This is a genomic window from Pseudoalteromonas sp. 2CM39R (assembly GCF_023161845.1).
In genome coordinates this window covers 1-22,657 of the sequence record NZ_JALNTM010000032.1, presented here as the reverse complement: position 1 = coordinate 22,657, position 22,657 = coordinate 1, and the positions used below count along the sequence as shown (strand labels likewise).

Sequence of the window (22,657 nt, the reverse complement as noted above, 5' to 3'; positions counted from 1 at the left end):
GGCGCTAACTGCGCCTTTTTTAATGCCTGAAAATAGCTAACCTAGAATAGGAGAATAAACTTGATTGGGCACACTACGTTCCGTAAAGCTCAAACTCGTTGTTAGTAAGGAAGCAACTACCAAACCGATTGCAATCACCCCAGATAAACCAAGCCACTTTCCAGTTGTTGTTTTACGCTTAACCCTAAGCCAACTCATATAGATGCCTGCAGCGCTTACAAAGCTCATTAATGCACCAAATACACCCCAAATAAGCTTAGTACCAATTCCTGCAAAGTTACCAAAGTGCAGCGGATCAGCGGTGTCTTTAATTCGTGGAAGCAGGTTTAGTTCTTCCCCTTTCTGTACACCAAGAACTTCACCGGAACTTGGATTTAAATAAACCCGGTTAGCACGCAGGCGCAGTAAAATATCATCGTTATAACCACGTACTTCAATAGGCTGAGCCGCTTTATTAGGATAACGAATATAGCGTATATCTAGGCTAGGAAACGCATGTTGAGCGGCTTCATAAGCAGCAGCTAAACTAATTGGCGATAGACCTTTGCGAGGGCTTTGTTTTTTAAACTCACTCAAGGCTGGTGGACTAGAGACATAGTGAGGTACCTTCGCAGTTTGCAGCCCATGTTCTACCAAATACCAAACCCCTGTGATGGCCATCACAGCAATAAACCATAAACTCCAAAGCCCTAACAGCTTATGCCAATCAGACCAACTACTACGTTTATCAAGGCTTAGCGCAGCAGGCTTTTTCATAAAGCCTTGCCACCAGCGCCGATACACATAAAAACTCGAAACCAATAAAATAACGAGTAAAATACTCAAACTGGTGACGATTAATTTACCTGTCCAGCCCATCGACAAGTTCATATGCCAGTTACGTAAAAACCGCGATATCCGCGCCCACTCTCCTTCACCGAGTAAGCGACCCGTTGCAGCATCTAAATAAACAAAGCGAAATGAATCACCGACTTTAAGAGCCGCTTCAATGGCAAGGTAATCTTGCTTATGACGTTGGATATAAAGTAACTGAGCTTGCGGATAATGCTCATTAAGGGTGTTTTCGAGAGCTGGGTAGTTAGTCGAAGCAGAAGAAGTTAAAGCACGGTACTTAGCGTCTGTTAAGTACTCGAGTTCATGACTTAACGTAGCGAGTGTTCCCGATACGCAGGTAACAAAAAGCAGGACTCCAACAAAGAGTCCTGCCCAAGAATGTAAGTTAAACCAACTTTTAGCGTTCACACGCCACCATTAAAAGCTGTATTTAGCACTTAAATAGACACGGCGTGGTTCACCAGGAAAGTGCCCTGTTCGCTCGATAAAGCCACTGCTTGCGTATTCTTTATCAAATAGGTTCTTAACTGATAGCTGCCATTGCCAGTTATCAACGGTTGTTTGCCACGCCATGTTGTAAACCGTGTAAGGTTTAACACGTTGACCACCTAAACTAAGCTGTTCATCAACATAGTCTAAGCCAGCAGAAATAGATGACGATAAGTTAGGTAGCTCATAACGTGTCCATATACCTAGGGTATTTTGCGGCGCGTTAGCAAATTTATCGCTATCTGGAATTTGGTTACGAATGCTGTCGTTGGCTTTAGTAATACGGGTATCATTATAAGCGTAGCTTGCAGTAACTACCCAGCGCTCAGTGATGTCACCAACCACCTCAAGTTCAAAACCCTTACTTTGTACTTCACCGACGGCAACTAGGTCATCAACGCCGTCACCTGCAACATCACCTAATAAGCTAGGCTGCAGGATGTTTTCGCGGACAATATCGTACACAGCCATATTAACAGCAAGTGTGTCAGCTAATAGCTTGGTTCTTAAACCTAACTCGTTAATACGGCTAGTCTCCGGTGAGAACGGACCGCCCTTTGCTGTTTCTTGATTACTCGCACTTTGCGGCACAAAGCCAGTGCCATGTAGTGCATAAGGGAAGAACATATCGTTAATGTTATAGCTGGTACCAATACGGTAGGTTAAGTCGCTATCAGAAAACTCGGTTTGATTTAACAGATCTTTATCTTCAAAACGATCATACCTTAAGCCAGCTGTCACACTCCAATTAGCGGTGATATCTAGCTGATCTTGCACGTAGGCACCAAAGCGGGTGCTATTCGTTTGCCCAAGTCTTGGGGTAATACTATCAAGGTTATAATCATCAGCAGAGGTTAAACCATATTCAGGGTTGTTAAGATCAAGTCCTGGTACTGGGCCACCTTTACTTTGTTGCTTAGCTGTACGGTAAACGCTTTCGAAATCATGTTCATACCAATCACTACCAAACAACACTTGATGCTGCATGTCTGCAACTACAAATTCTGCAATCGCATTAGCTGTTAAACTAAAGCCTTCGTTCTCACGTACTTGATCACGAAACTCACGATGGCTCCAATCAACAATACCGTCCTCATCTGTATCTACTAGGCCTCTTGGTTCATGGTAGTTTTGCACTTCTTTGTTATCAAAATAACGTGCTGTGACATCTGTGCGCCAAACATCATTAAATTCATGTTTTAAAGTAGCCTGATAGACATGGGCTTCAACATTTTGAAAGTCTGTTGCCTCGTTATGATTCCAGCTAATATCAGTTAGAAAATTACCGTTATCATCAGCAGGTACACCACGTAAACGTGCCCCACCCAATTCTTGCTCTATATAGGTATACTGAGTGGTCAATTCGGTTGCACTGTTTATAAGCCACGTATAACCAAGATCAACAATGGTATTATCGCTGCTAGTATTAGCACGGAATGGCTTTTCAGTATCACGGTAAAGACCAACACGGTAAGCATGATTATCAAGTGATTCACTCAAGGTTCCAGTGCTTTCTAATGCACCACTGAAGAAGTCATCATTACCTACTTCAACTTCAATACTATGTTCACTGGTGAATTTAGGCTTCTTAGTTACATAGTTAATAATACCGCCCGGATTACCACTACCGTATATAGCGCCAGCAGGTCCTTTTAAAACCGCAACTTGTTCAATATTAAATAATTGCGGTACAGCAAAGCCATTAAAAGGGTCGCCCTTTACGCCATCATATAAAATCTCATCTTGGCGAAAGCCACGAAATGTCACGCCCGAATAACTAAAGGCATTAACGCCAGCAATATTGCTGTAAAGGTCGGTAATTTGGCGAGCAGCCTGATCACTGATCAGCTCCTGCGGCAAAATTTGAATTGACTGAGGAATTTTCTCTAAAGGTGTATTGGTACGAGTAGCAAAGCTAGACTCGGTTGGGCGATATAAAGAGAACGCACGGCCAACAACTTCTATTTTTTCGAGTTCTTTTGAATCATTTTGATCAGAAGTAGTCACTTCAGTTTGAGCATGGGCAACGCCCGAAAAACCAGCAGCAAGTGCAATAAAAACAGCAGAAAGACGCATAATAAAAAACGATAAGATTTAGAATGCGCAATATGGTAATGAATATAATTATCATTTGCAATGGCTGTTTATTATTAATTAAAGCTAAATAAAGTATTACTTACATCAGACTTTTGCTACCTCATTACTCAAACAGCTATTCGCATGAAATTAAGCCATAGGTTACAATAGAGCCAGCATTCATTCTTTTATTGGCATTATTTCATCGCATGATTAATCAAGACACAATTGCAGCACAAGCGACCGCACCAGGACGTGGTGGGGTTGGTATTATTCGCGTCTCTGGTAGCTTAGCTAAAACAGTGGCAGAACAGATTATTGGCCGTTGTCCTAAAACACGTTACGCAGACTATGTACCATTTAAAAGCTTGAGCGGTGAACAGCTTGACCAAGGTATTGCTATTTACTTCCAAGGGCCAAATTCATTTACCGGCGAAGACGTACTAGAACTACAAGGTCACGGCGGCCCTGTCGTATTAGATATGCTATTAAAAGAAATTAGCCAAATTGACGGTGTACGTTTAGCAAAACCAGGTGAGTTCTCTGAGCGCGCATTTATGAATGATAAGCTTGATTTAACTCAAGCAGAGGCAATTGCCGATTTAATTAATGCAACCAGTGAACAAGCAGCAAAAAGCGCCCTTCAATCATTGCAAGGTGAATTCTCTAAGCACATAGAAACGCTGGTGGAGAAAGTCATTCACCTACGTATGTATGTTGAAGCCGCTATTGATTTTCCAGATGAAGAAATCGACTTTTTATCAGACGGTAAAGTATCAACAGATCTAAATGCCATTATTGACCAATTAGAGAATGTAACTCAGCAAGCTAAACAAGGTAGCATCATGCGTGAAGGTATGCGTGTTGTTATTGCGGGTCGCCCTAACGCTGGTAAATCAAGCTTATTAAATGCGTTAGCTGGCCGTGATGCAGCTATCGTTACCGAAATAGCTGGTACAACACGTGACGTATTACGCGAACATATCCACATTGATGGTATGCCACTACATATTATTGATACCGCAGGCCTGCGTGAAAGCCCTGATAAAGTAGAGCAAATTGGTATTGAACGCGCATGGGATGAAATTAACCAAGCCGATCGCGTACTATTTATGTTAGACGGCACTGATACATCAGCCACTGACCCCCATGATATTTGGCCAGAGTTTATGGCCAAGTTACCAGAGGGTATGGGTGTTACTGTGATCCGAAATAAAGCCGATATTTCCGGTGAAAATGTCGGTATGGATGAACATGATCAATATCCGGTGATCCGCTTAAGTGCTAAAAATGCAGAGGGTATAGAGTTAGTTCGTACTCACTTAAAGGCATGTATAGGTTTCCAAGGCGCCACAGAAGGTGGATTTATGGCACGCCGTCGTCACTTAGATGCACTTGATCACGCAGCCTACCATTTAAACACTGGTAAAGAGCAATTAGAGATGCATATTGCAGGTGAGATCTTGGCTGAAGAGTTACGCCTAACTCAACAGTTCTTAAATGAGATAACAGGTGAATTTACCTCTGATGACCTACTTGGGAAAATCTTTAGCTCGTTCTGTATCGGTAAATAAATTCCGGTCATCAATATTATAAAAAAGAGTCGCAAGACTCTTTTTTTGTTTTTACTCCAACTAATTAATTATCGGTTCAGGGCCGAAACCAGCCAGTAATTAACCTCATATCAATTAGTCTAGCGATGTCATTAAACGGAGGACATCATGGACAAATATCAACTCTTTCACCAATTACACCACCAGCAAAGCGGCTTTATACTTGCTAATGCGTGGGATCTTAGTTCAGCACAATTCATCCAAGCTGCGGGAGCTAAAGCAGTAGCAACAACCAGCTGGGGAATTGCTGCCAGTTTAGGTTTAGCTGATGGTGAAAACATCTCTTTTAAAACTCAATTAGCGCTGGTTAAAAGCTTAACCGAACACCTTCATATTCCACTCTCTGTGGATATAGAGTCAGGCTACAGTAACGATCCGCTGCAAATTAGCGAAAACGTTTTAGCGTTAGCAAGATTAGGAGTTGTAGGCATCAACATAGAGGACTCAAATAAAGACACTAACGCACTGAGATCTATCGAACAGCAATGCACTATTATTAGTGAAATAAAGAAAGTACTTAACGAAAATGGCTTCGGTGGTTTATTTATAAACGCCAGAACCGATACCTACATTGTTAGTGACTCCCCTTTTCAAGCAACATTAAAGCGAGCAAAAGCGTATCAAAATGCAGGTGCAGACGGTCTGTTTGTGCCCGGCTTAACTAACATAGAGCACATAACCAGCTTAGCTAACACAATAGATATGCCATTAAATGTGATGGCAATGAGCAACTTTAACTCAGCAAAAGCGGCTTTCGCTGGTGGTGCAAAACGGTTTTCATTGGGTAATTCACTCTATGATCTAGTCGGTAATACGATAAAAACCAGTTTAACTCAGATCGAAAACTAACTTAGCGAGCTAAAAAATTAGATCAAAACAGCTTTTAAGATCGAATTTAGCTAAAAATGTTATCCACATTTGGGGCTTTTTTAGATCTAAAAGCTGATTTGATCATAAAAAAACGCGGAAATTTGAATTTATTTTCATAAAACAGCCCTTTTTGATAACTAATTTTCTTAAAAACAGCCTTTATTAGCGCTTATTTAAGTTTTTTTCGATCTATTTTATTGATCGCAAATTGCAAACCGATCGTTATCAACAAGCGATCTATCCACAAAACGATCATACTCACTACTTTTATCAGATCAGAAAAATTAAGCGCTTACACATAATTAAAGATCAACAACTTAGCAAAGTTATACAGTTTCCAATATTTAGCTTGATCAGAACTTTCCCCAAATTTATTAACAGCTTGATCAAAGGGTTTAATTTATGAATAAATATAAAAAACCATTAAAAACAGTAGATTATAAAAAGCATTGAATTAAAGCTGTCATTTTAAGCAGAAAAACTTATTCAGATCGTAATTCAACGCTTTACTCACACCCTAACTTAGTTATCATGTGGCCACTTATTTCTATACATGATCAATCACATGCAATCAGTAAATATCATCGTTGGCAGCCAAATGGGATCTGCAGAATACGTGGCAGAGCAACTAGCAGAAGCCCTTGAACAACAAGGGATCCAAGTGCAGCTTCATGAACAGCCTGTATTTGATGATATTGATCAGCAAGATACTATTTGGTTGTTATGTACTTCTACATACGGCGCGGGAGACTACCCAGAGAACCTACTGCCATTTGTTGAATCTATTAACCAACAGGCTGATCTTAAAGGATTAAACTACAGTGTGATCGGATTAGGTGACACTAGTTACGACACCTATAACTATGCAGGCCGTAATCTAGATGAGTTATTAGCTAATAAAGGCGCAAACCGCGTGGCAGAACGCTTAGAGCTAAATATTCTTGATGAAGCATTGCCAGAAGACACGGCATTAGCCTGGTTACCAAGCTGGATCGAATCAGCAGGGCTCAATTAATCCGATCGGTGTTGATCGTTGTTATAAAAGTTACCCACAATTTACTGATAATTTAGATCGGATTGTGGATAAACACTGATCTAACTGCGATTTTAACCTAGTTTATCCCTTGGATAAGATCCAATCGATATTACCCTGTGTATAAATAGCCCTTTTGATCAAAGCTTTTACGCGGGAAGATCCGATCATATTAACACCTTTAGATCTACGTTAAGATCATGTTTTAAATAGTAAAGCGAACATTATCAACAGATCTAGCCGTTACTAGTAGTAAGAGTAATAAAAGATCTCTTTAAAAGATCCTTTATATTATTAGAGATCACCCACTTAGATCTTGAGCACTGTTTAATCATTTATCTTCTCTAAATTTCTAGGTAGAATACGCTCCCTTTACAAAGTTTTGCTGGTCGATTAAGTAGGATCCCATAAATGATTTTTCACGAACGTTTTGATGTTATTGTTGTAGGTGGTGGACATGCAGGTACTGAAGCTGCATTAGCATCTGCTCGCATGGGCATGAATACCCTATTGCTGACTCATAATATGGATACCCTTGGTCAAATGTCTTGTAACCCGGCAATTGGCGGTATTGGTAAAGGCCATTTAGTTAAAGAGATCGATGCTCTTGGTGGTGCAATGGCTCAGGCTATTGATAAAGGCGGTATTCAATTTCGTACTTTAAACTCATCTAAAGGCCCTGCAGTACGTGCTACGCGTGCACAAGCTGACCGTGCTTTGTATAAAGCAGCTATTCAACATACTTTACAACATCAAGAAAACTTAAAGATCTTCCAACAATCATGTGACGATCTAATCGTTGAAGGTGATCGAGTAATTGGTGTTGTAACGCAAATGGGTCTTCGTTTTAGCGCGCCTTCTGTGGTTCTTACCGTAGGTACTTTCTTAGGTGGTCAGATCCATATTGGTTTAGAGAACTTCAAAGGCGGTCGTGCCGGTGATCCACCTTCAATTGCACTTGCTGAGCGTTTACGTGAATTACCTTTCCGTGTTGATCGCTTAAAAACAGGCACGCCTCCTCGTATTGATGCGCGTACTGTTGATTTTAGCAAGATGCAAGAACAGCCTGGTGATACCCCAACGCCTGTATTCTCATTTATGGGTAAACAATCGGATCACCCACAGCAGATCCCGTGTTACATCACTTATACAAATGAAAAAACACATGATGTGATCCGCAATAACTTACATCGCTCACCTATGTATTCAGGTGTAATTGAAGGTATTGGTCCACGTTACTGCCCTTCAATCGAAGATAAGATCGTTCGTTTTGCTGATAAAGACAAACATCAAATCTTTGTTGAGCCTGAAGGTTTAACATCATACGAATTATATCCAAATGGTATTTCAACGAGTTTACCGTTTGATGTACAGCTTGAAATTGTGCAATCAATCACTGGTTTTGAAAATGCACACATTTGTCGTCCTGGTTATGCTATTGAGTATGACTTCTTTGATCCGCGCGACTTAAAGCAATCATTAGAAACTAAGTTTATTAATGGTTTATTCTTCGCAGGCCAAATCAATGGTACAACCGGTTACGAAGAAGCCGGCGCGCAAGGTTTAATTGCGGGTATGAACGCGGCATTACAAGTACAAGGAAAAGAGTCTTGGACACCTCGCCGTGATGAAGCATACACAGGTGTACTAATTGACGACCTAGCAACATTAGGTACTAAAGAACCGTACCGTATGTTTACTAGCCGTGCTGAATACCGTTTATTACTTCGTGAAGATAATGCCGACATTCGTTTAACTGAAAAAGGCCGTGAACTTGGCTTAGTTGACGATGCTCGTTGGGCTGCCTTTAACGAAAAAATGGAAATCATCGAAAAAGAAACGCAACGTTTAAAAGAAACATGGATCCACAAAGATCACGTTGCTGTTGATCAAGTAAACGCGTTATTAAAAACACCACTGACTCGTGAAGCGAGCCTTGAAGATCTGATCCGCCGTCCTGAAATTCGTTATAACGACTTAATGGCAATCGATGGTTTGGGTTCTGAGTTTGATAACCAAGCTGCACTTGAGCAAGTTGAGATCCATACTAAGTACGCAGGCTATATTGCTCGTCAGCAAGATGAGATCAATAAGCAGCTACGTCATGAACAAACTGTATTACCAAAAGACTTTGATTATTCAACTGTTTCTGGTTTATCAAATGAGGTTATCGCAAAGCTTACTGATAGTCGTCCAGATACAATTGGCCAAGCGTCACGTATTTCAGGTATCACCCCTGCTGCTATTTCGCTATTATTAGTCTATCTGAAAAAGCAAGGCTTACTACGCAAGACTGCGTAGTTGGTGAGGAATACAGTGTTACAACAACAATTAACTTCGCTGTTAGCGCAAACTGATATTGCGCTAACAGAAAAACAGCAACAACAACTTGTCCAATATGTTGAATTATTAGACAAGTGGAACAAAGCCTATAACTTAACCTCTGTTCGTTTACCTGAAGAAATGATGGTTAAGCATATATTGGATAGCTTAGTTGTTGCACCACACCTTAAAGGCAAACATTACATTGATGTAGGTACCGGTCCTGGTTTACCGGGTATCGTATTAGCCATCGCTTTACCTGATACACAATTTGTGTTGTTAGATAGTTTAGGTAAACGCGTGCGCTTTTTGATGCAGGTAAAACATGCACTTGGCCTTGAAAATGTAACCCCAGTGCAGTCTAGAGTTGAAGAATATCAACCAAGTGTTAAATTAGATGGTGTATTAAGTCGTGCATTCGCCTCTTTACAAGATATGGTTGACTGGTGTGCGCACTTGATTGATCATTCAGGTAAATTTATCGCCTTAAAAGGCGTATTTCCGAGCGAAGAACTAGACTCATTACCTAAAGGTATTAAGTTTGATGAAAAAATCAGCTTGGAAGTACCTGAGTTAGATGCGCAAAGACATCTAATCATTCTATCTAAAGACTAGGGATCAGAGCACTGTGGCAAAAGTCATCGCATTAGCAAACCAAAAAGGTGGTGTTGGTAAAACAACCACCGCTGTGAATCTCGCGGCATCGATGGCCGCGACGAAGCGTAAAGTGTTATTAATCGATCTTGATCCGCAAGGAAACGCTACAATGGGTAGTGGTGTCGATAAATACGGTGATGTTGCGACTATTTACGATTTATTGATTGAAGAAACACCAATCGATGAAGTGATCAATAAAGAAACCTCAGGTGAGTATCACTTAATTGCTGCTAATGGCGATGTGACTGCCGCTGAAGTTAAACTAATGGAATTGTTTGCTCGTGAAGTGCGTTTACGTAATGCGCTTGAACAAATTCAAGACCAATACGATTTCATTTTTATCGACTGCCCGCCTTCACTTAACATGCTTACTGTTAATGCAATGGCTGCCGCAGATTCGATTTTAGTTCCGATGCAATGTGAGTATTATGCCCTTGAAGGTTTAACGGCATTAATGGATACCATTACTCAGCTATCTAAGCTAGTAAATCCAGCGTTAACAATTGAAGGGATTTTGCGCACCATGTATGATCCGCGCAATCGCCTTGCAAATGATGTATCAGAACAACTCAAACAACATTTTGGCGATAAAGTATATCGTACCGTTATCCCACGTAATGTCCGTTTAGCAGAAGCGCCGAGTTTTGGTGCCCCTGCCATGTATTATGACCGTGCATCAAGTGGTGCTAAAGCTTACTTAGCCCTAGCCGGCGAAATGTTACGTAGAAAAGAGAAAACATCTTCAGCAGTAGCCTAACTTCGAGGTAAAAAAATAACATGTCTGCTAAAAAACGCGGTTTAGGCCGAGGACTCGACGCTTTATTAAGTTCATCAAAACCTGCCCCAAGTGCAAATAATCAGCAACAAGCGACAGCAACACCAGAGCAAGTCTCTGAAGTTGTTGCAGAGCAAAGCAAAGGTGAGCTGCAAAAATTAGCGATTGAGTTTTTACAATCGGGTAAATATCAACCGCGTAAAGACATGTCTGAAGAAGCGCTAGAAGAGTTAGCCAGCTCAATTCGTGCTCAAGGCATCATTCAGCCAATTGTTGTGCGCCAAATTGGTGCAGACAAATATGAAATTATTGCTGGTGAACGTCGTTGGCGTGCTGCTCAACTTGCAAAATTAGATGCTGTTCCATGTATCATCAAAGATGTACCAGATGAAGCTGCCGTTGCAATCGCATTGATTGAAAATATCCAACGTGAAGACCTAAACGCGATGGAAGAAGCGATTGCATTGAATCGTTTACTTAACGAATTTGAACTCACTCATCAACAAGTCGCCGAAGCTGTCGGTAAATCGCGTACGACTGTGACTAATTTACTACGTCTAAATAACCTTAACGAAGATGTTAAAATCTTGTTAGAGCATGGCGACATCGAAATGGGCCATGCACGCTGTTTATTGGCACTTGAAGGCGAAGCGCAGTCAGATGCTGCTAGATTAGCCGTTGCTAAAGCGTTGACTGTTCGTGAAACTGAGAAATTAGTTCGCTCTATCTTAGAACCAGCTCCGAAAAAAGAAGTGCAAGAAAAAGATCCGGATGTCAAACAGTTAGAACAAAAACTTGCTGAAAATTTAGGCGCCAAAGTAGAAATAAACTACAATAAAAAAGGCAAAGGCAAACTGGTTATCTCTTATACAACTCTTGATGAGTTGGATGGCATTTTAAGCCGTATAAATTAAGACTATTCCCGTCATTAATTAATAACATGTCCAAAAAGAGACATTTGTGGTGTTTTTGCACTACAAAGGGTCGACTCAAGTTGCAAAACTGGTAGGAATCAGTATAATTTCGCCAGTTTTCATACCCTGACAATTTAACGTTCTAAAGGTTAACAAAACGTGACTAATAGGTTAGCAAGGCCGTATAGGCTTGCCGCATTTAAATTAATTTGTCTTCAGGGTATCGTAGCATTAATCGCTGCAGTAATTGTTTTTATAGGTTGGGGAGTCAATGCCGGCCAGTCAGCGCTTGCTGGCGGAGCTGTTGCACTACTCCCTAATTTTGTATTTGCTGTCTATGCATTCCGTTATATGGGTGCAAGTCGAGTAAATCAAGTGTATGCCTCGCTAAAGCGCGGCAACGGATTAAAATTTATGCTAACAATCGTTTTGTTTGCACTGATACTGAAGTCTTACACGGTCGTTTTATTACCGTTTTTCTGTGTTTATGTATTGGTGTTATTTAGCGGATTGTTTGCGCCCGTTTTTTTTAATCATTAACTTTTGGGATATAACATGGCTGCAGAAGAAGTAACTCTATCAAGCCATATTCAGCACCACTTAACTAACGCTAAGATGTGCTCGACCGACGCTGGTCTTGCCTTCAACAAAGCGTGTGCAGACAGTGGTTTCTGGACATGGAATATAGATACCCTCGCATGGTCAATCGGTCTAGGTCTTGTATTTTTATGGATCTTCCGTAGTGCCGCTAAGAAAGCAAATACCGGTGTACCTGGTAAATTTCAGTGTTTCATTGAAATGATCGTTGAGTTCGTTGGCGACAACGTACGTGACACATACCACGGTAAAAGCGCATTAATCGCTCCATTAGCTCTAACGATTTTCGTTTGGGTGTTCTTAATGAACTTAATGGACTTGATTCCGGTTGATTTCCTACCTGCATTAGCTGGCTTCGTTGGCGAGCAAGCGTTTGGTATGGATTCTCACGACGTTTACATGAAGATTGTACCTACAACAGACATCAACATGACTGCTGCACTTGCTATTGGTGTATTCATTCTGATGATCGGTTACGCAATCAAAATCAAAGGGATTGGCGGATTCTTAGCTGAATTAACGCTTCACCCGTTCAGCTCTAATAACAAGCTAGCGATGGTGTTCTTAATCCCATGTAACTTATTACTAGAAACAATCGCTTTAGTTGCTAAGCCGTTCTCGTTAGCACTGCGTTTATTCGGTAACTTATATGCTGGTGAGTTGATTTTCATCTTGATCGGCGCAGTTGGTTTAATGCAACTACCGTTGCACTTTATTTGGGCTGTATTCCACATCTTAGTAATCGTACTGCAAGCATTCGTATTCATGATGCTTACAATCGTATACCTAAGCATGGCAAGCTCAGATAATCACTAATTTTTTACACTTTTAAATTTTAACTTTAATTTACAATTGAAACTTTGGAGAAAAAAATGGAACTAATGATTGGTCTTAAGTACATCGCTGTTGCTCTACTTATCGGCTTCGGTGCAATCGGTACTGCTATCGGCTTCGGTAACATGGGTGGTAAATTCCTAGAAGCTTGTGCACGTCAACCTGAACTTGCACCTTCATTACAAGTTAAGATGTTCATCCTTGCTGGTCTAATCGATGCCGTAGCTATGATCGGTGTTGGTATCGCAATGGTATTGTTGTTCGTACTTTAATATTATTTTTTGAACAGCTTACTATTTTAAGGAGGAGCGGTCGTGAACTTAACAGCCACTCTTATCGGTGAATTAATTGCATTTACGGTTTTCGTACTTTTCTGTATGAAATACGTATGGCCACCACTAAATGGTGCAATTGAAGCTCGCCAGAAGAAAATCGAAGATGGTTTAGCTGCCTCTGATAGAGCCGAAAAAGACTTAGAACTTGCGCAAAAGAAAGCTGCTGAGCAGCTTAAAGAGGCAAAAGCTCAAGCGGCTGATATCATTGAACAAGCTAAAAAGCGTGCCACGCTAATCGTTGACGAAGAAACTGTTCGTGGTCAACAAGAGCGTGAAAAAATTATTGCTCAAGGGCACTCTGAAATCGAAGCAGAGCGTAACCGTGTAACAGAAGAACTACGTAAACAAGTAGCGACGCTGGCAGTGGTTGGTGCTGAGAAGATTTTAGAGCGCGAAATCAATCAAGCCGCACACAGTGACATCGTTGAAAAACTTGTCGCTGAGCTGTAATTAGGAGGGTATGAGCATGTCTGAATTGGCTACTATCGCTCGCCCATACGCTAAAGCGGCTTTTGAACTTGCCGTTGAAAAAGGCACTGTTGAAAGTTGGAACGACATGCTGTTCTTTGCTGGCCATGTTGCCAGCAACGAGCAAGCCGCTGCCGCGCTAGCTGGATTGCCTACTGCTACTGAACAAGCAGATCTGTTTATCAAGATCTGTGCAGAGCAGCTCAACGAACAAGGTCAGAACCTAATCAAGGTGATGGCTGAAAATGGACGTTTAGTTGCACTGCCTGCTGTTGCTGAGTTATTCGCTGAATTTAAAGCGGACTACGACAAAGAAATCGACGTTGACGTGATTTCTGCAACACCGCTTGCTGCTGAGCAGCAAGCAACATTGGTAGCGGCACTTGAAAAACGTTTCGCACGCAAAGTTAAGCTGAATTGTAGTGAAGATACTACAGTTGTTGGCGGTCTTATCATTAAGGCGGGTGACACTGTAATCGACGGCTCAGTACGTGGCAAATTAGCCCGCTTAGCTACATCACTACAATCGTAATTGGGAAAAAGAGCATGCAACTTAATTCCACTGAAATTTCAGATCTGATCAAACAACGTATTGAGCAGTTCGAAGTTGTAAGTGAAGCTCGTAACGAAGGTACTATCGTATCTGTTACTGACGGTATCATCCGCATCCACGGTCTTGCTGACTGTATGCAAGGTGAGATGATCGAGCTTCCTGGCAACCGTTATGCTATCGCACTAAACCTTGAGCGTGACTCAGTAGGTGCTGTAGTAATGGGTCCTTACGCTGACCTTAAAGAAGGCGTAAAAGTTAAATCAACTGGTCGTATCCTAGAGGTTCCTGTTGGTCGTGGTCTACTTGGTCGTGTTGTTAACACACTAGGTGCACCTATCGACGGTAAAGGCGCTTTAGATAACGACGGTTTTGAACCTGTTGAGAAAATCGCACCAGGCGTTATCGAACGTCAATCAGTAGATGAGCCAGTACAAACTGGTTATAAATCTATCGATGCGATGATCCCAGTAGGTCGTGGTCAACGTGAGCTTGTGATCGGTGACCGCCAAACTGGTAAAACTGCATTAGCAATCGATGCTATCATCAACCAAAAAGGTACAGGCGTTAAGTGTGTGTACGTTGCAGTTGGTCAAAAAGCATCTACTATCGCTAACGTAGTACGTAAATTAGAAGAGCACGGTGCATTAGAAAACACGATTGTTGTTGTTGCATCTGCTTCTGAATCTGCGGCACTTCAGTACCTAGCACCATTCTCTGGTTGTACTATGGGTGAATACTTCCGTGACCGTGGTGAAGACGCGCTAATCGTATATGATGATTTATCTAAGCAAGCTGTTGCTTACCGTCAAATCTCATTACTACTTAAGCGTCCACCAGGCCGTGAAGCATACCCAGGTGACGTATTCTACCTTCACTCACGTCTTCTAGAGCGTGCATCACGTGTAAACGCTGATTACGTTGAGAAGTTCACTAATGGTGAAGTGAAAGGTAAAACAGGTTCATTGACGGCATTGCCAATCATTGAAACTCAAGGCGGCGACGTTTCTGCGTTCGTACCGACAAACGTTATCTCTATCACCGATGGTCAGATCTTCTTAGAAACTGACTTATTCAACTCAGGTATCCGTCCAGCTGTTAACGCTGGTATCTCGGTATCTCGTGTTGGTGGTGCAGCGCAAACTAAAATCGTTAAGAAACTAGGTGGTGGTATCCGTCTAGCGTTAGCTCAGTACCGTGAATTAGCTGCGTTCTCGCAGTTCGCGTCTGACCTTGACGATGCAACACGTGCTCAATTAGAGCATGGTGAGCGCGTAACAGAGCTAATGAAGCAGAAACAGTACGCACCAATGTCTGTTGCTGAAATGTCTCTGTCGCTATTTGCTGCTGAAAAAGGCTACCTACAAGACATCGAAATCGCTAAAATCATGGATTTCGAAGCTGGCCTAATTTCTTACGCAAACAGCACATACGCAGAGCTAATGGCTCAAATCAATGAAACTGGTAACTACAACGCTGAGATTGAAGCTCAACTTAAAGAACTTCTAGAGAAGTTCAAGTCGACGCAAACTTGGTAATTTAGTTATGAATGGTGAGCTTTAGGTAACTAAAGCCCACCTGATTCGGAGAGAGAGTCATGGCCAGCGGAAAAGAGATTAAAAGCAAGATCGGGAGTATCAAGAATACTCAAAAGATCACCAGCGCAATGGAAATGGTTGCTGCGTCTAAAATGAAAAAAGCGCAGGAACGTGTGGCGTCAAGCCGTCCATACGCTGAAAACTTACGCCAAGTAATTGGTCGTGTTGCTCAAGCAAATCTTGATTTTACTCACCCTTTCTTAGAAGAGCGTGAAGTAAAACGAGTTGGTTATATTGTTATCTCTACTGACCGTGGTCTATGTGGCGGCTTGAACTCAAACGAGTTCAAAAAAGTTGCCCTAGATGTTAAAGCGTGGAAAGAAAAAGGCGTTGAAGCTGAGTTTACTACTTTAGGTAGCAAAGCAGCTGGCTTTTTCCAACGTTTTGGCGGTAAGTTAGTCGCTAAAAAAGCGAACTTAGGAGATACACCTTCATTACAAGACGTTATTGGTCCTGTAAAGACAATGCTAGATGCATACTCTGAAGGTAAAATTGACCGCTTATACGTAGTATTTAACAAGTTCGTTAATACTATGAAGCAAGAGCCAACAATCGATCAGTTACTCCCTTTGCCAAAAGCTGAAGAAGAAGTATCTCAACATTCTTGGGATTACTTATATGAGCCAAACCCAGAAGCGATTTTAGAAGCTCTGTTAGTACGCTTTATTGAGTCTCAAGTATACCAAGGTGTAGTTGAGAACGCTGCCTCTGAACAGGCTGCCCGTATGGTTGCAATGAAAGCTGCAACTGATAACGCAGGCGACCTTATGGATGAGTTACAGCTTGTTTATAACAAGGCTCGTCAAGCTGCAATCACACAAGAAATTAGTGAGATTGTTAGCGGCTCGGCAGCAGTTTAACGCTTCGGCAAAGTTTAATGAGAGGAATAGACATGAGTTTAGGTAAGGTCGTCCAAATTATCGGCGCCGTTGTGGATATCGAATTTCCACAAGACAACGTGCCAGCCGTATATGACGCACTAAAAGTAACAGATGGCGACTTAGCTGGTTTAACTTTAGAAGTTCAACAACAGCTAGGTGGCGGTGTGGTACGTGGTATCGCACTTGGTACTACTGACGGTTTACGTCGTGGTACTGCAGTAGAAGGTACAGGTCAGCCAATCCACGTTCCTGTAGGTACGAAGACACTAGGTCGTATCATGGACGTATTAGGTAACCCTATTGATGAAGCTGGTCCAATTGGTGAAGAAGAGCGTATGTCTATTCACCGTGCAGCACCTTCTTATGAAGAACAATCAAGTTCAGTAGAACTTTTAGAGACTGGTATCAAGGTAATCGACCTTGTATGTCCATTCGCTAAAGGTGGTAAAGTTGGTCTATTCGGTGGTGCCGGTGTTGGTAAAACCGTAAACATGATGGAACTTATCCGTAACATCGCAATCGAGCACAGCGGTTACTCTGTATTCGCAGGTGTTGGTGAGCGTACTCGTGAGGGTAATGACTTCTACCATGAGATGAACGACTCAAACGTACTAGATAAAGTATCTCTAGTATACGGTCAAATGAATGAGCCACCGGGTAACCGTTTACGCGTAGCGTTAACTGGTCTTACTATGGCTGAGAAGTTCCGTGACGAAGGTCGTGACGTACTTTTCTTTGTTGATAACATCTACCGTTATACTCTAGCGGGTACAGAGGTATCAGCACTTCTAGGTCGTATGCCATCAGCAGTAGGTTACCAACCAACTCTTGCTGAAGAAATGGGTGTACTTCAAGAGCGTATCGCATCTACTAAGACGGGTTCAATCACTTCAATCCAAGCGGTATACGTACCTGCGGATGACTTAACTGACCCATCTCCAGCAACAACGTTTGCTCACTTAGATGCAACAGTAGTACTTTCTCGTGATATCGCTTCACTTGGTATCTACCCTGCGGTAGACCCACTTGATTCATCTTCACGTCAACTTGACCCACAAGTAATTGGTCAAGAGCACTACGATACAGCGCGTGGCGTTCAAACAGTTCTTCAACGTTATAAAGAACTTAAAGACATCATCGCAATCCTAGGTATGGACGAGCTTTCTGACGAAGATAAGCAAGTTGTATCTCGTGCACGTAAAATCCAGCGTTTCCTATCTCAGCCGTTCTTCGTTGCTGAGGTATTCACAGGCGCGCCTGGTAAATACGTGTCACTTAAAGACACAATTGCTGGCTTCAAAGGTATCTTAAACGGTGAGTTTGATGATATGCCAGAGCAAGCGTTCTACATGGTTGGCTCTATTGAAGAAGCTCAAGAAAAAGCCAAAAGCATGTAATTAGGAGGGTAGTATGGCGGCTATGACTGTACATCTTGACGTAGTAAGCGCAGAAGAGAGCTTGTTCTCTGGTCTGGTTGAATCGATTCAAGTGAGTGGTAGTGAAGGTGACCTTGGTGTTAACTATGGTCACGCTCCATTATTAACTGCCCTAAAACCTGGTATGGTACGTTTAGTTAAGCAATTTGGTCACGAAGACGTGATGTATATTGCTGGCGGCACGCTAGAAGTTCAACCGGATCGCATCACTATTCTTGCAGATACTGCAGTACGTGGTGAAGACCTAGACGAGCAAGCGGCTGAAAAAGCTAAACGTGATGCTGAAGAGCAAATGGCGAATACGTCAACTGCTGAGTTAGATTATCAACAAGCTGCAGTGCAACTTGCTGAAGCAATCGCTCAACTTCGCGTAATTCAACAATTACGTAAAAAGTAAGCCTACTCGGTTTTCGAAAAGCCCACTTAAAGTGGGCTTTTTTGTGCCTAAAATTCACTGTTTTATACCCTATTCTGATCATTGTACTTATAACCTGCACTATTCCCCGCTACAATGTCTTAATTGATAATGAGCTAAGCTTTTATACAAGGTTCTTTCCTGTAAGCTAGGATTGAGTATTTGCACATGATGTGACTTGCGCAACTTTGCATGTTTATAGCTAAATTCATTACGTCCCACTAAAACAAAGAAAGAAGGATATTGTTTTAATGTCTCTGACTACCGTTATTCTTGCTGCGGGTAAAGGCACCCGTATGCGCTCTGCTTTACCTAAGGTATTACACAAAGTTGCTGGTAAACCTATGGTGCAGCACGTTATCGATAATGCCACTGCCCTTGGCGCTCGTGAAACAAATCTTGTTTACGGTCATGGCCGTGATCAGCTTCAAGAAGCCCTATCGCACAACCAAGTAAACTGGGTATTACAAGAAGAACAACTCGGTACGGGTCATGCTGTTGCTGTTGCTAAAGAACACTTTGCCGATGATGACACCGTATTAATTCTCTATGGTGATGTGCCACTAACAAAACGCGCGACCTTAGAAAAGTTACTTGCTGCGACTCCAGAAAAAGGCTTAGCAGTATTAACGGTTACCTTAGATGACCCATCAGGTTATGGTCGAATGATCCGTGAAAATGGCAAGCTAGTCGGTATTGTTGAACAAAAAGACGCTTCACCTGAGCAACTTGCGATTAAAGAAATCAATACCGGTATTATGGCTGCTAATGGTGCGCTACTTAAGCGTTGGTTAGGTAACCTATCTAACAACAACGCCCAAGGTGAATACTACCTAACAGACATTGTTGCGATGGCACACAGTGAAGGTGTTGAAATTACCTCTGCACAGCCTGAGCATCCGATGGAAGTTGAAGGTGCTAATAATCGCGTACAACTTTCAGCGCTTGAACGTGCATATCAAGCATGGCAAGCAGAAGAGCTAATGCTAAACGGCGCAACACTTGCTGATCCTGCTCGTATAGATGTACGTGGTGAAGTAACGACTGGCGAAGACGTACTCATCGACGTTAATGTTATTTTCGAAGGTAAAGTAACTCTGGGTAATAACGTACAAATTGGGCCAAATTGCGTACTGAAAGATTGTACTATCGGCGATAACGTTGTTATTAAAGCTAACTCACTTGTTGAAGAAGCCAGTGTCGCAGCTAAATGTACTTTAGGTCCTTATGCCCGCCTTCGCCCTGGTGCGATTATGGAAGAAGACTCGCACATTGGTAACTTCGTTGAGATGAAAAAGACTCGCTTAGGTAAAGGCTCAAAAGCAAATCACCTAACCTACTTAGGCGACACTGAAGTTGGCGAAAAAGTTAATATTGGCGCAGGGACTATTACTTGTAATTATGATGGCGTAAATAAATCAAAAACCATTATTGGAAATAACGCCTTTATCGGTTCTAATTCATCACTGGTGGCCCCTGTTAATATTGGCTCAATGGCAACGATTGGCGCAGGCTCTGTTATCACTAATACTGTTGAAGACGATCAGCTTGCAGTCGCTCGTGGTAAACAGCGTAACCTTACTGGTTGGAAGCGTCCAACTAAAAAGTAATGAGCTACCCTACTAATTTATAAATAAAAAGCGAGTTTATACTCGCTTTTTTTATGACTAAATTTTGTTCTCATAAAAGTGCCATATAGTTGTAATGCCTGCGTGTTGTAATTGCCTCAATACAACTCCAAGGAAAAATAATAATGTTAAAAAGATCAATTATTGCGCTATCACTTTTAACCATTCTTTCTGGCTGCTCATTAGACGGTGACGACGGCAAAGACGGCCTACAAGGTGAACAAGGTCCTGCAGGTCAAAATGGTACTAATGGAACTGATGGGGTAAATGGCACCGATGGTACAAACGGAACTGACGGAGCAAATGGTACAGATGCAAACGCTGCTTTAACTATAAATCTTATCGGCCGTGCAGTGCTGAACGCAGAAAGCCCTGAAGGTGCTGCGGAAATTGTCGCTTACCAAGCATCTAAACAACGAATTTTTGCTATCAATAGTTCCGGTGATTCTGCGGTCGTTAATATCATAAAAGCCGATAGCTTTGACCGTGCAGCTTTAGTTAAAGATAACGAAGGGGTTATAAACGGCACTAATTTAAGCTCAGAGATCACCGTTGCACTTAATGAGCACAGTGCGGGTGATGCAAACAGTATCGCTATTGATGCTAATAATGAGCTTTTAGCTGTCGCAATGGCTGCAAGTAATACCGGTGATGCAGGTTTAATCGCATTTTATGATATCAGTGGCGACGAGCCTCAGTTTATTAAAAATGTATCTGTTGGCGCCCTACCCGACATGGTTACTTTTAGCCATGATGGCAATAAAGTATTGGTTGCAAATGAAGGCGAACCTAATGGTGATTACAGTATTGACCCTGAAGGCTCTATCAGCATTATTAATATTAATGATGGTGTAATTGCAGATACTGCTATTAGCATTACTTTTTCAGCTTATAACGACAAACAAGCAGAGCTTGAAGAACTTGGGATTGTATTTGCTAACCCGACAGGTCGAACAATCAACGGTAACTTGATTAATACAACCGTGGCTATGGATTTAGAACCTGAATACATCAGCATTTCGAAAGACAATAAGTTTGCCTACGTGTCACTACAAGAAAATAACGCCCTTGCAATCGTCAATCTTGAAGATAATAGCCTAGAGCTTAAAGGCTTAGGTTTTAAGGATTGGTCTAATTTACTTTTTGATGCATCAGATAAAGACGGTGGCGTTAACTTTAAATCTTACCCTGGTCTCTATGGCATGTATCAACCAGATACTATTTCAAGCTTTACCTGGAAAGGTGCTAACTTTATTGTCACAGCGAACGAAGGTGATGCACGAGAATACTTCTTTGATACAACCGACGAAGCTGATTGTTTAGCAAAAGGTGGTCTAGATTACGATGAAGATGATGGTTGTTTATCATATATAGATGAAACCAGAGCTAAAGATTTAATACTGGCAAGCAATTTTGACTACCTGAACAATGACAACAGTGATATTGGCCGTTTAAAAGTGACCACTGTTAAAGGTGATGAAGATAATAATGGCGAATATGAATCACTCTATGCATATGGTGCCCGCTCTTTTACCATTTGGGATAGTAACGGCATGGTGGTTTTTGACTCTGGCGATCAAATCTCACGCATTACTGCATCAGTTCACGGAGCAGCATTCAATAATAACGAAGATGAAAATGACGGTGATAGTCGCTCTGATGACAAAGGTGCAGAACCAGAAGCGTTAGCACTGGGTACGATTGGCGAACGTACATTTGCATTTATTGGCTTAGAGCGTATGGGTGGCATTATGGTGTTTGATATTACTAATCCATACAATGTGACATTCCAAGATTACTTTTTTAATCGTGGCCTAGAAGCTGATGCAGATATAACAGGTGATCTTGCTCCTGAAGGTATGGCATTTATACCTGCAGAACAAAGTGCAACGAATGAAGCATTGCTAGTTGTTGGTAATGAAATTTCGGGTTCAATCGCTGTTTGGGAAGTTTCTACTAACTAATCCGCCTTATTAAAATAAAAGGCGACATAGCTAATTTAATGTATGTCGCTTTTTCTATGCCATTTTCTCCTCACAAAAATGACTGCTTTTTGAGCTAAAACCCCTCTACAGCCCTTTATTTGTATGGTTATTGTACTAATTTGAAAATATTCAAAAAAACCTTCAAAAAGTGCTTGCGTTAATTCTTCGTATCCCTATAATGCGCATCCACTGACACGGCGGGCAGCAATGAAAAGCGCTGAACAAAGTGACACAGAGTTAAGTGAAACTTCGGTTTAAAACGGTCTACAAAGAAAGTTTAAAATTAAGTGTTGACTCGAAAAATTAAGGATGTATTATACGCATCCCTAGCGACAACGTCGCAACGT

20 protein-coding genes are annotated in these 22,657 nt (G+C 41.7%); 18 read left to right on the top strand and 2 right to left on the bottom strand.

From position 1 onward, the window contains the following. Nucleotides 1–36: 36 nt before the first annotated feature. The gene (locus MTF66_RS35280) at nucleotides 37–1,242 is read right to left on the bottom strand and encodes a PepSY-associated TM helix domain-containing protein (RefSeq protein ID WP_248530082.1); all 1,206 of its coding nucleotides are present in this window, start codon (nucleotides 1,240–1,242) and stop codon (nucleotides 37–39) included. A 9-nt stretch (nucleotides 1,243–1,251) separates the two neighbouring features. After that, nucleotides 1,252–3,399, bottom strand: coding sequence for a TonB-dependent siderophore receptor (locus tag MTF66_RS35275; protein ID WP_248530081.1), 2,148 nt, complete (start codon nucleotides 3,397–3,399; stop codon nucleotides 1,252–1,254). A 209-nt stretch (nucleotides 3,400–3,608) separates the two neighbouring features. On the opposite strand from MTF66_RS35275, the gene mnmE reads away from it, so the two are divergent. From mnmE to MTF66_RS35185, 18 genes are all read left to right on the top strand, one after another. Next, nucleotides 3,609–4,973: a tRNA uridine-5-carboxymethylaminomethyl(34) synthesis GTPase MnmE gene (gene mnmE / locus MTF66_RS35270; RefSeq protein ID WP_130166143.1), complete on the top strand. Its 1,365-nt coding sequence runs from the start codon at nucleotides 3,609–3,611 to the stop codon at nucleotides 4,971–4,973. 147 nt (nucleotides 4,974–5,120) lie between these two features. After that, entirely contained in the window at nucleotides 5,121–5,861 is a 741-nt protein-coding gene (locus MTF66_RS35265; protein ID WP_248530080.1) for an isocitrate lyase/phosphoenolpyruvate mutase family protein, read from the top strand. 586 nt (nucleotides 5,862–6,447) lie between these two features. Next, complete coding sequence (gene mioC, locus MTF66_RS35260; protein WP_054554800.1) at nucleotides 6,448–6,897, top strand: FMN-binding protein MioC; 450 nt, start codon at nucleotides 6,448–6,450, stop codon at nucleotides 6,895–6,897. Between the two features lie 429 nt (nucleotides 6,898–7,326). Beyond that, complete coding sequence (gene mnmG / locus MTF66_RS35255; RefSeq protein WP_054554801.1) at nucleotides 7,327–9,216, top strand: tRNA uridine-5-carboxymethylaminomethyl(34) synthesis enzyme MnmG; 1,890 nt, start codon at nucleotides 7,327–7,329, stop codon at nucleotides 9,214–9,216. Nucleotides 9,217–9,231: 15 nt separating this feature from the next. Continuing rightward, complete coding sequence (gene rsmG, locus MTF66_RS35250; protein ID WP_248530079.1) at nucleotides 9,232–9,852, top strand: 16S rRNA (guanine(527)-N(7))-methyltransferase RsmG; 621 nt, start codon at nucleotides 9,232–9,234, stop codon at nucleotides 9,850–9,852. A 13-nt stretch (nucleotides 9,853–9,865) separates the two neighbouring features. Further along, nucleotides 9,866–10,651: a ParA family protein gene (locus MTF66_RS35245; protein ID WP_054554803.1), complete on the top strand. Its 786-nt coding sequence runs from the start codon at nucleotides 9,866–9,868 to the stop codon at nucleotides 10,649–10,651. A gap of 20 nt (nucleotides 10,652–10,671) precedes the next feature. After that, nucleotides 10,672–11,583 carry a ParB/RepB/Spo0J family partition protein gene (locus tag MTF66_RS35240; RefSeq protein WP_054554804.1) on the top strand — a complete coding sequence of 304 codons (912 nt, stop codon included), beginning with the start codon at nucleotides 10,672–10,674 and terminating at the stop codon, nucleotides 11,581–11,583. 159 nt (nucleotides 11,584–11,742) lie between these two features. Continuing rightward, complete coding sequence (locus MTF66_RS35235) at nucleotides 11,743–12,123, top strand: ATP synthase subunit I (RefSeq protein WP_054554805.1); 381 nt, start codon at nucleotides 11,743–11,745, stop codon at nucleotides 12,121–12,123. Nucleotides 12,124–12,138: 15 nt separating this feature from the next. Continuing rightward, nucleotides 12,139–12,996, top strand: a complete 858-nt coding sequence (gene atpB, locus MTF66_RS35230) for a F0F1 ATP synthase subunit A (RefSeq protein ID WP_054563741.1) — start codon at nucleotides 12,139–12,141, stop codon at nucleotides 12,994–12,996. 56 nt (nucleotides 12,997–13,052) lie between these two features. Then, nucleotides 13,053–13,286: a F0F1 ATP synthase subunit C gene (gene atpE / locus MTF66_RS35225; protein ID WP_010561330.1), complete on the top strand. Its 234-nt coding sequence runs from the start codon at nucleotides 13,053–13,055 to the stop codon at nucleotides 13,284–13,286. A gap of 42 nt (nucleotides 13,287–13,328) precedes the next feature. Then, nucleotides 13,329–13,799: a F0F1 ATP synthase subunit B gene (gene atpF, locus MTF66_RS35220; RefSeq protein WP_054554807.1), complete on the top strand. Its 471-nt coding sequence runs from the start codon at nucleotides 13,329–13,331 to the stop codon at nucleotides 13,797–13,799. 16 nt (nucleotides 13,800–13,815) lie between these two features. Then, complete coding sequence (gene atpH, locus MTF66_RS35215) at nucleotides 13,816–14,349, top strand: F0F1 ATP synthase subunit delta (protein ID WP_054554808.1); 534 nt, start codon at nucleotides 13,816–13,818, stop codon at nucleotides 14,347–14,349. A gap of 14 nt (nucleotides 14,350–14,363) precedes the next feature. Beyond that, the gene (gene atpA, locus MTF66_RS35210; protein WP_058583667.1) at nucleotides 14,364–15,905 is read left to right on the top strand and encodes a F0F1 ATP synthase subunit alpha; all 1,542 of its coding nucleotides are present in this window, start codon (nucleotides 14,364–14,366) and stop codon (nucleotides 15,903–15,905) included. A gap of 59 nt (nucleotides 15,906–15,964) precedes the next feature. Then, on the top strand, nucleotides 15,965–16,825 hold the full coding sequence (atpG, locus tag MTF66_RS35205; RefSeq protein WP_217875389.1) for a F0F1 ATP synthase subunit gamma: 861 nt from the start codon (nucleotides 15,965–15,967) through the stop codon (nucleotides 16,823–16,825). A gap of 32 nt (nucleotides 16,826–16,857) precedes the next feature. Next, nucleotides 16,858–18,243, top strand: coding sequence for a F0F1 ATP synthase subunit beta (gene atpD, locus MTF66_RS35200; RefSeq protein WP_248530078.1), 1,386 nt, complete (start codon nucleotides 16,858–16,860; stop codon nucleotides 18,241–18,243). Nucleotides 18,244–18,256: 13 nt separating this feature from the next. Continuing rightward, nucleotides 18,257–18,679, top strand: coding sequence for a F0F1 ATP synthase subunit epsilon (locus tag MTF66_RS35195; protein WP_054554812.1), 423 nt, complete (start codon nucleotides 18,257–18,259; stop codon nucleotides 18,677–18,679). Between the two features lie 269 nt (nucleotides 18,680–18,948). After that, nucleotides 18,949–20,307 (top strand): bifunctional UDP-N-acetylglucosamine diphosphorylase/glucosamine-1-phosphate N-acetyltransferase GlmU, encoded by a 1,359-nt coding sequence (gene glmU, locus MTF66_RS35190; RefSeq protein WP_248530077.1) that lies wholly within the window; start codon nucleotides 18,949–18,951, stop codon nucleotides 20,305–20,307. A 143-nt stretch (nucleotides 20,308–20,450) separates the two neighbouring features. Then, a complete protein-coding gene (locus MTF66_RS35185) occupies nucleotides 20,451–22,289 on the top strand; it encodes a choice-of-anchor I family protein (protein WP_248530076.1) in 1,839 nt (612 codons plus the stop codon). Nucleotides 22,290–22,657 lie beyond the last annotated feature (368 nt).

What these genes read in the sequence shown, in the direction of transcription:
- MTF66_RS35275 (WP_248530081.1), bottom strand. Translation starts at nt 3,399, where the DNA reads ATGCGTCTTTCTGCTGTTTTTATTGCACTTGCTGCTGGTTTTTCGGGC.
- mnmE (WP_130166143.1), top strand. Translation starts at nt 3,609, where the DNA reads ATGATTAATCAAGACACAATTGCAGCACAAGCGACCGCACCAGGACGT.
- MTF66_RS35265 (WP_248530080.1), top strand. Translation starts at nt 5,121, where the DNA reads ATGGACAAATATCAACTCTTTCACCAATTACACCACCAGCAAAGCGGC.
- mioC (WP_054554800.1), top strand. Translation starts at nt 6,448, where the DNA reads ATGCAATCAGTAAATATCATCGTTGGCAGCCAAATGGGATCTGCAGAA.
- mnmG (WP_054554801.1), top strand. Translation starts at nt 7,327, where the DNA reads ATGATTTTTCACGAACGTTTTGATGTTATTGTTGTAGGTGGTGGACAT.
- MTF66_RS35240 (WP_054554804.1), top strand. Translation starts at nt 10,672, where the DNA reads ATGTCTGCTAAAAAACGCGGTTTAGGCCGAGGACTCGACGCTTTATTA.
- atpB (WP_054563741.1), top strand. Translation starts at nt 12,139, where the DNA reads ATGGCTGCAGAAGAAGTAACTCTATCAAGCCATATTCAGCACCACTTA.
- atpE (WP_010561330.1), top strand. Translation starts at nt 13,053, where the DNA reads ATGGAACTAATGATTGGTCTTAAGTACATCGCTGTTGCTCTACTTATC.
- atpH (WP_054554808.1), top strand. Translation starts at nt 13,816, where the DNA reads ATGTCTGAATTGGCTACTATCGCTCGCCCATACGCTAAAGCGGCTTTT.
- atpA (WP_058583667.1), top strand. Translation starts at nt 14,364, where the DNA reads ATGCAACTTAATTCCACTGAAATTTCAGATCTGATCAAACAACGTATT.
- atpG (WP_217875389.1), top strand. Translation starts at nt 15,965, where the DNA reads ATGGCCAGCGGAAAAGAGATTAAAAGCAAGATCGGGAGTATCAAGAAT.
- atpD (WP_248530078.1), top strand. Translation starts at nt 16,858, where the DNA reads ATGAGTTTAGGTAAGGTCGTCCAAATTATCGGCGCCGTTGTGGATATC.
- MTF66_RS35195 (WP_054554812.1), top strand. Translation starts at nt 18,257, where the DNA reads ATGGCGGCTATGACTGTACATCTTGACGTAGTAAGCGCAGAAGAGAGC.
- glmU (WP_248530077.1), top strand. Translation starts at nt 18,949, where the DNA reads ATGTCTCTGACTACCGTTATTCTTGCTGCGGGTAAAGGCACCCGTATG.
- MTF66_RS35185 (WP_248530076.1), top strand. Translation starts at nt 20,451, where the DNA reads ATGTTAAAAAGATCAATTATTGCGCTATCACTTTTAACCATTCTTTCT.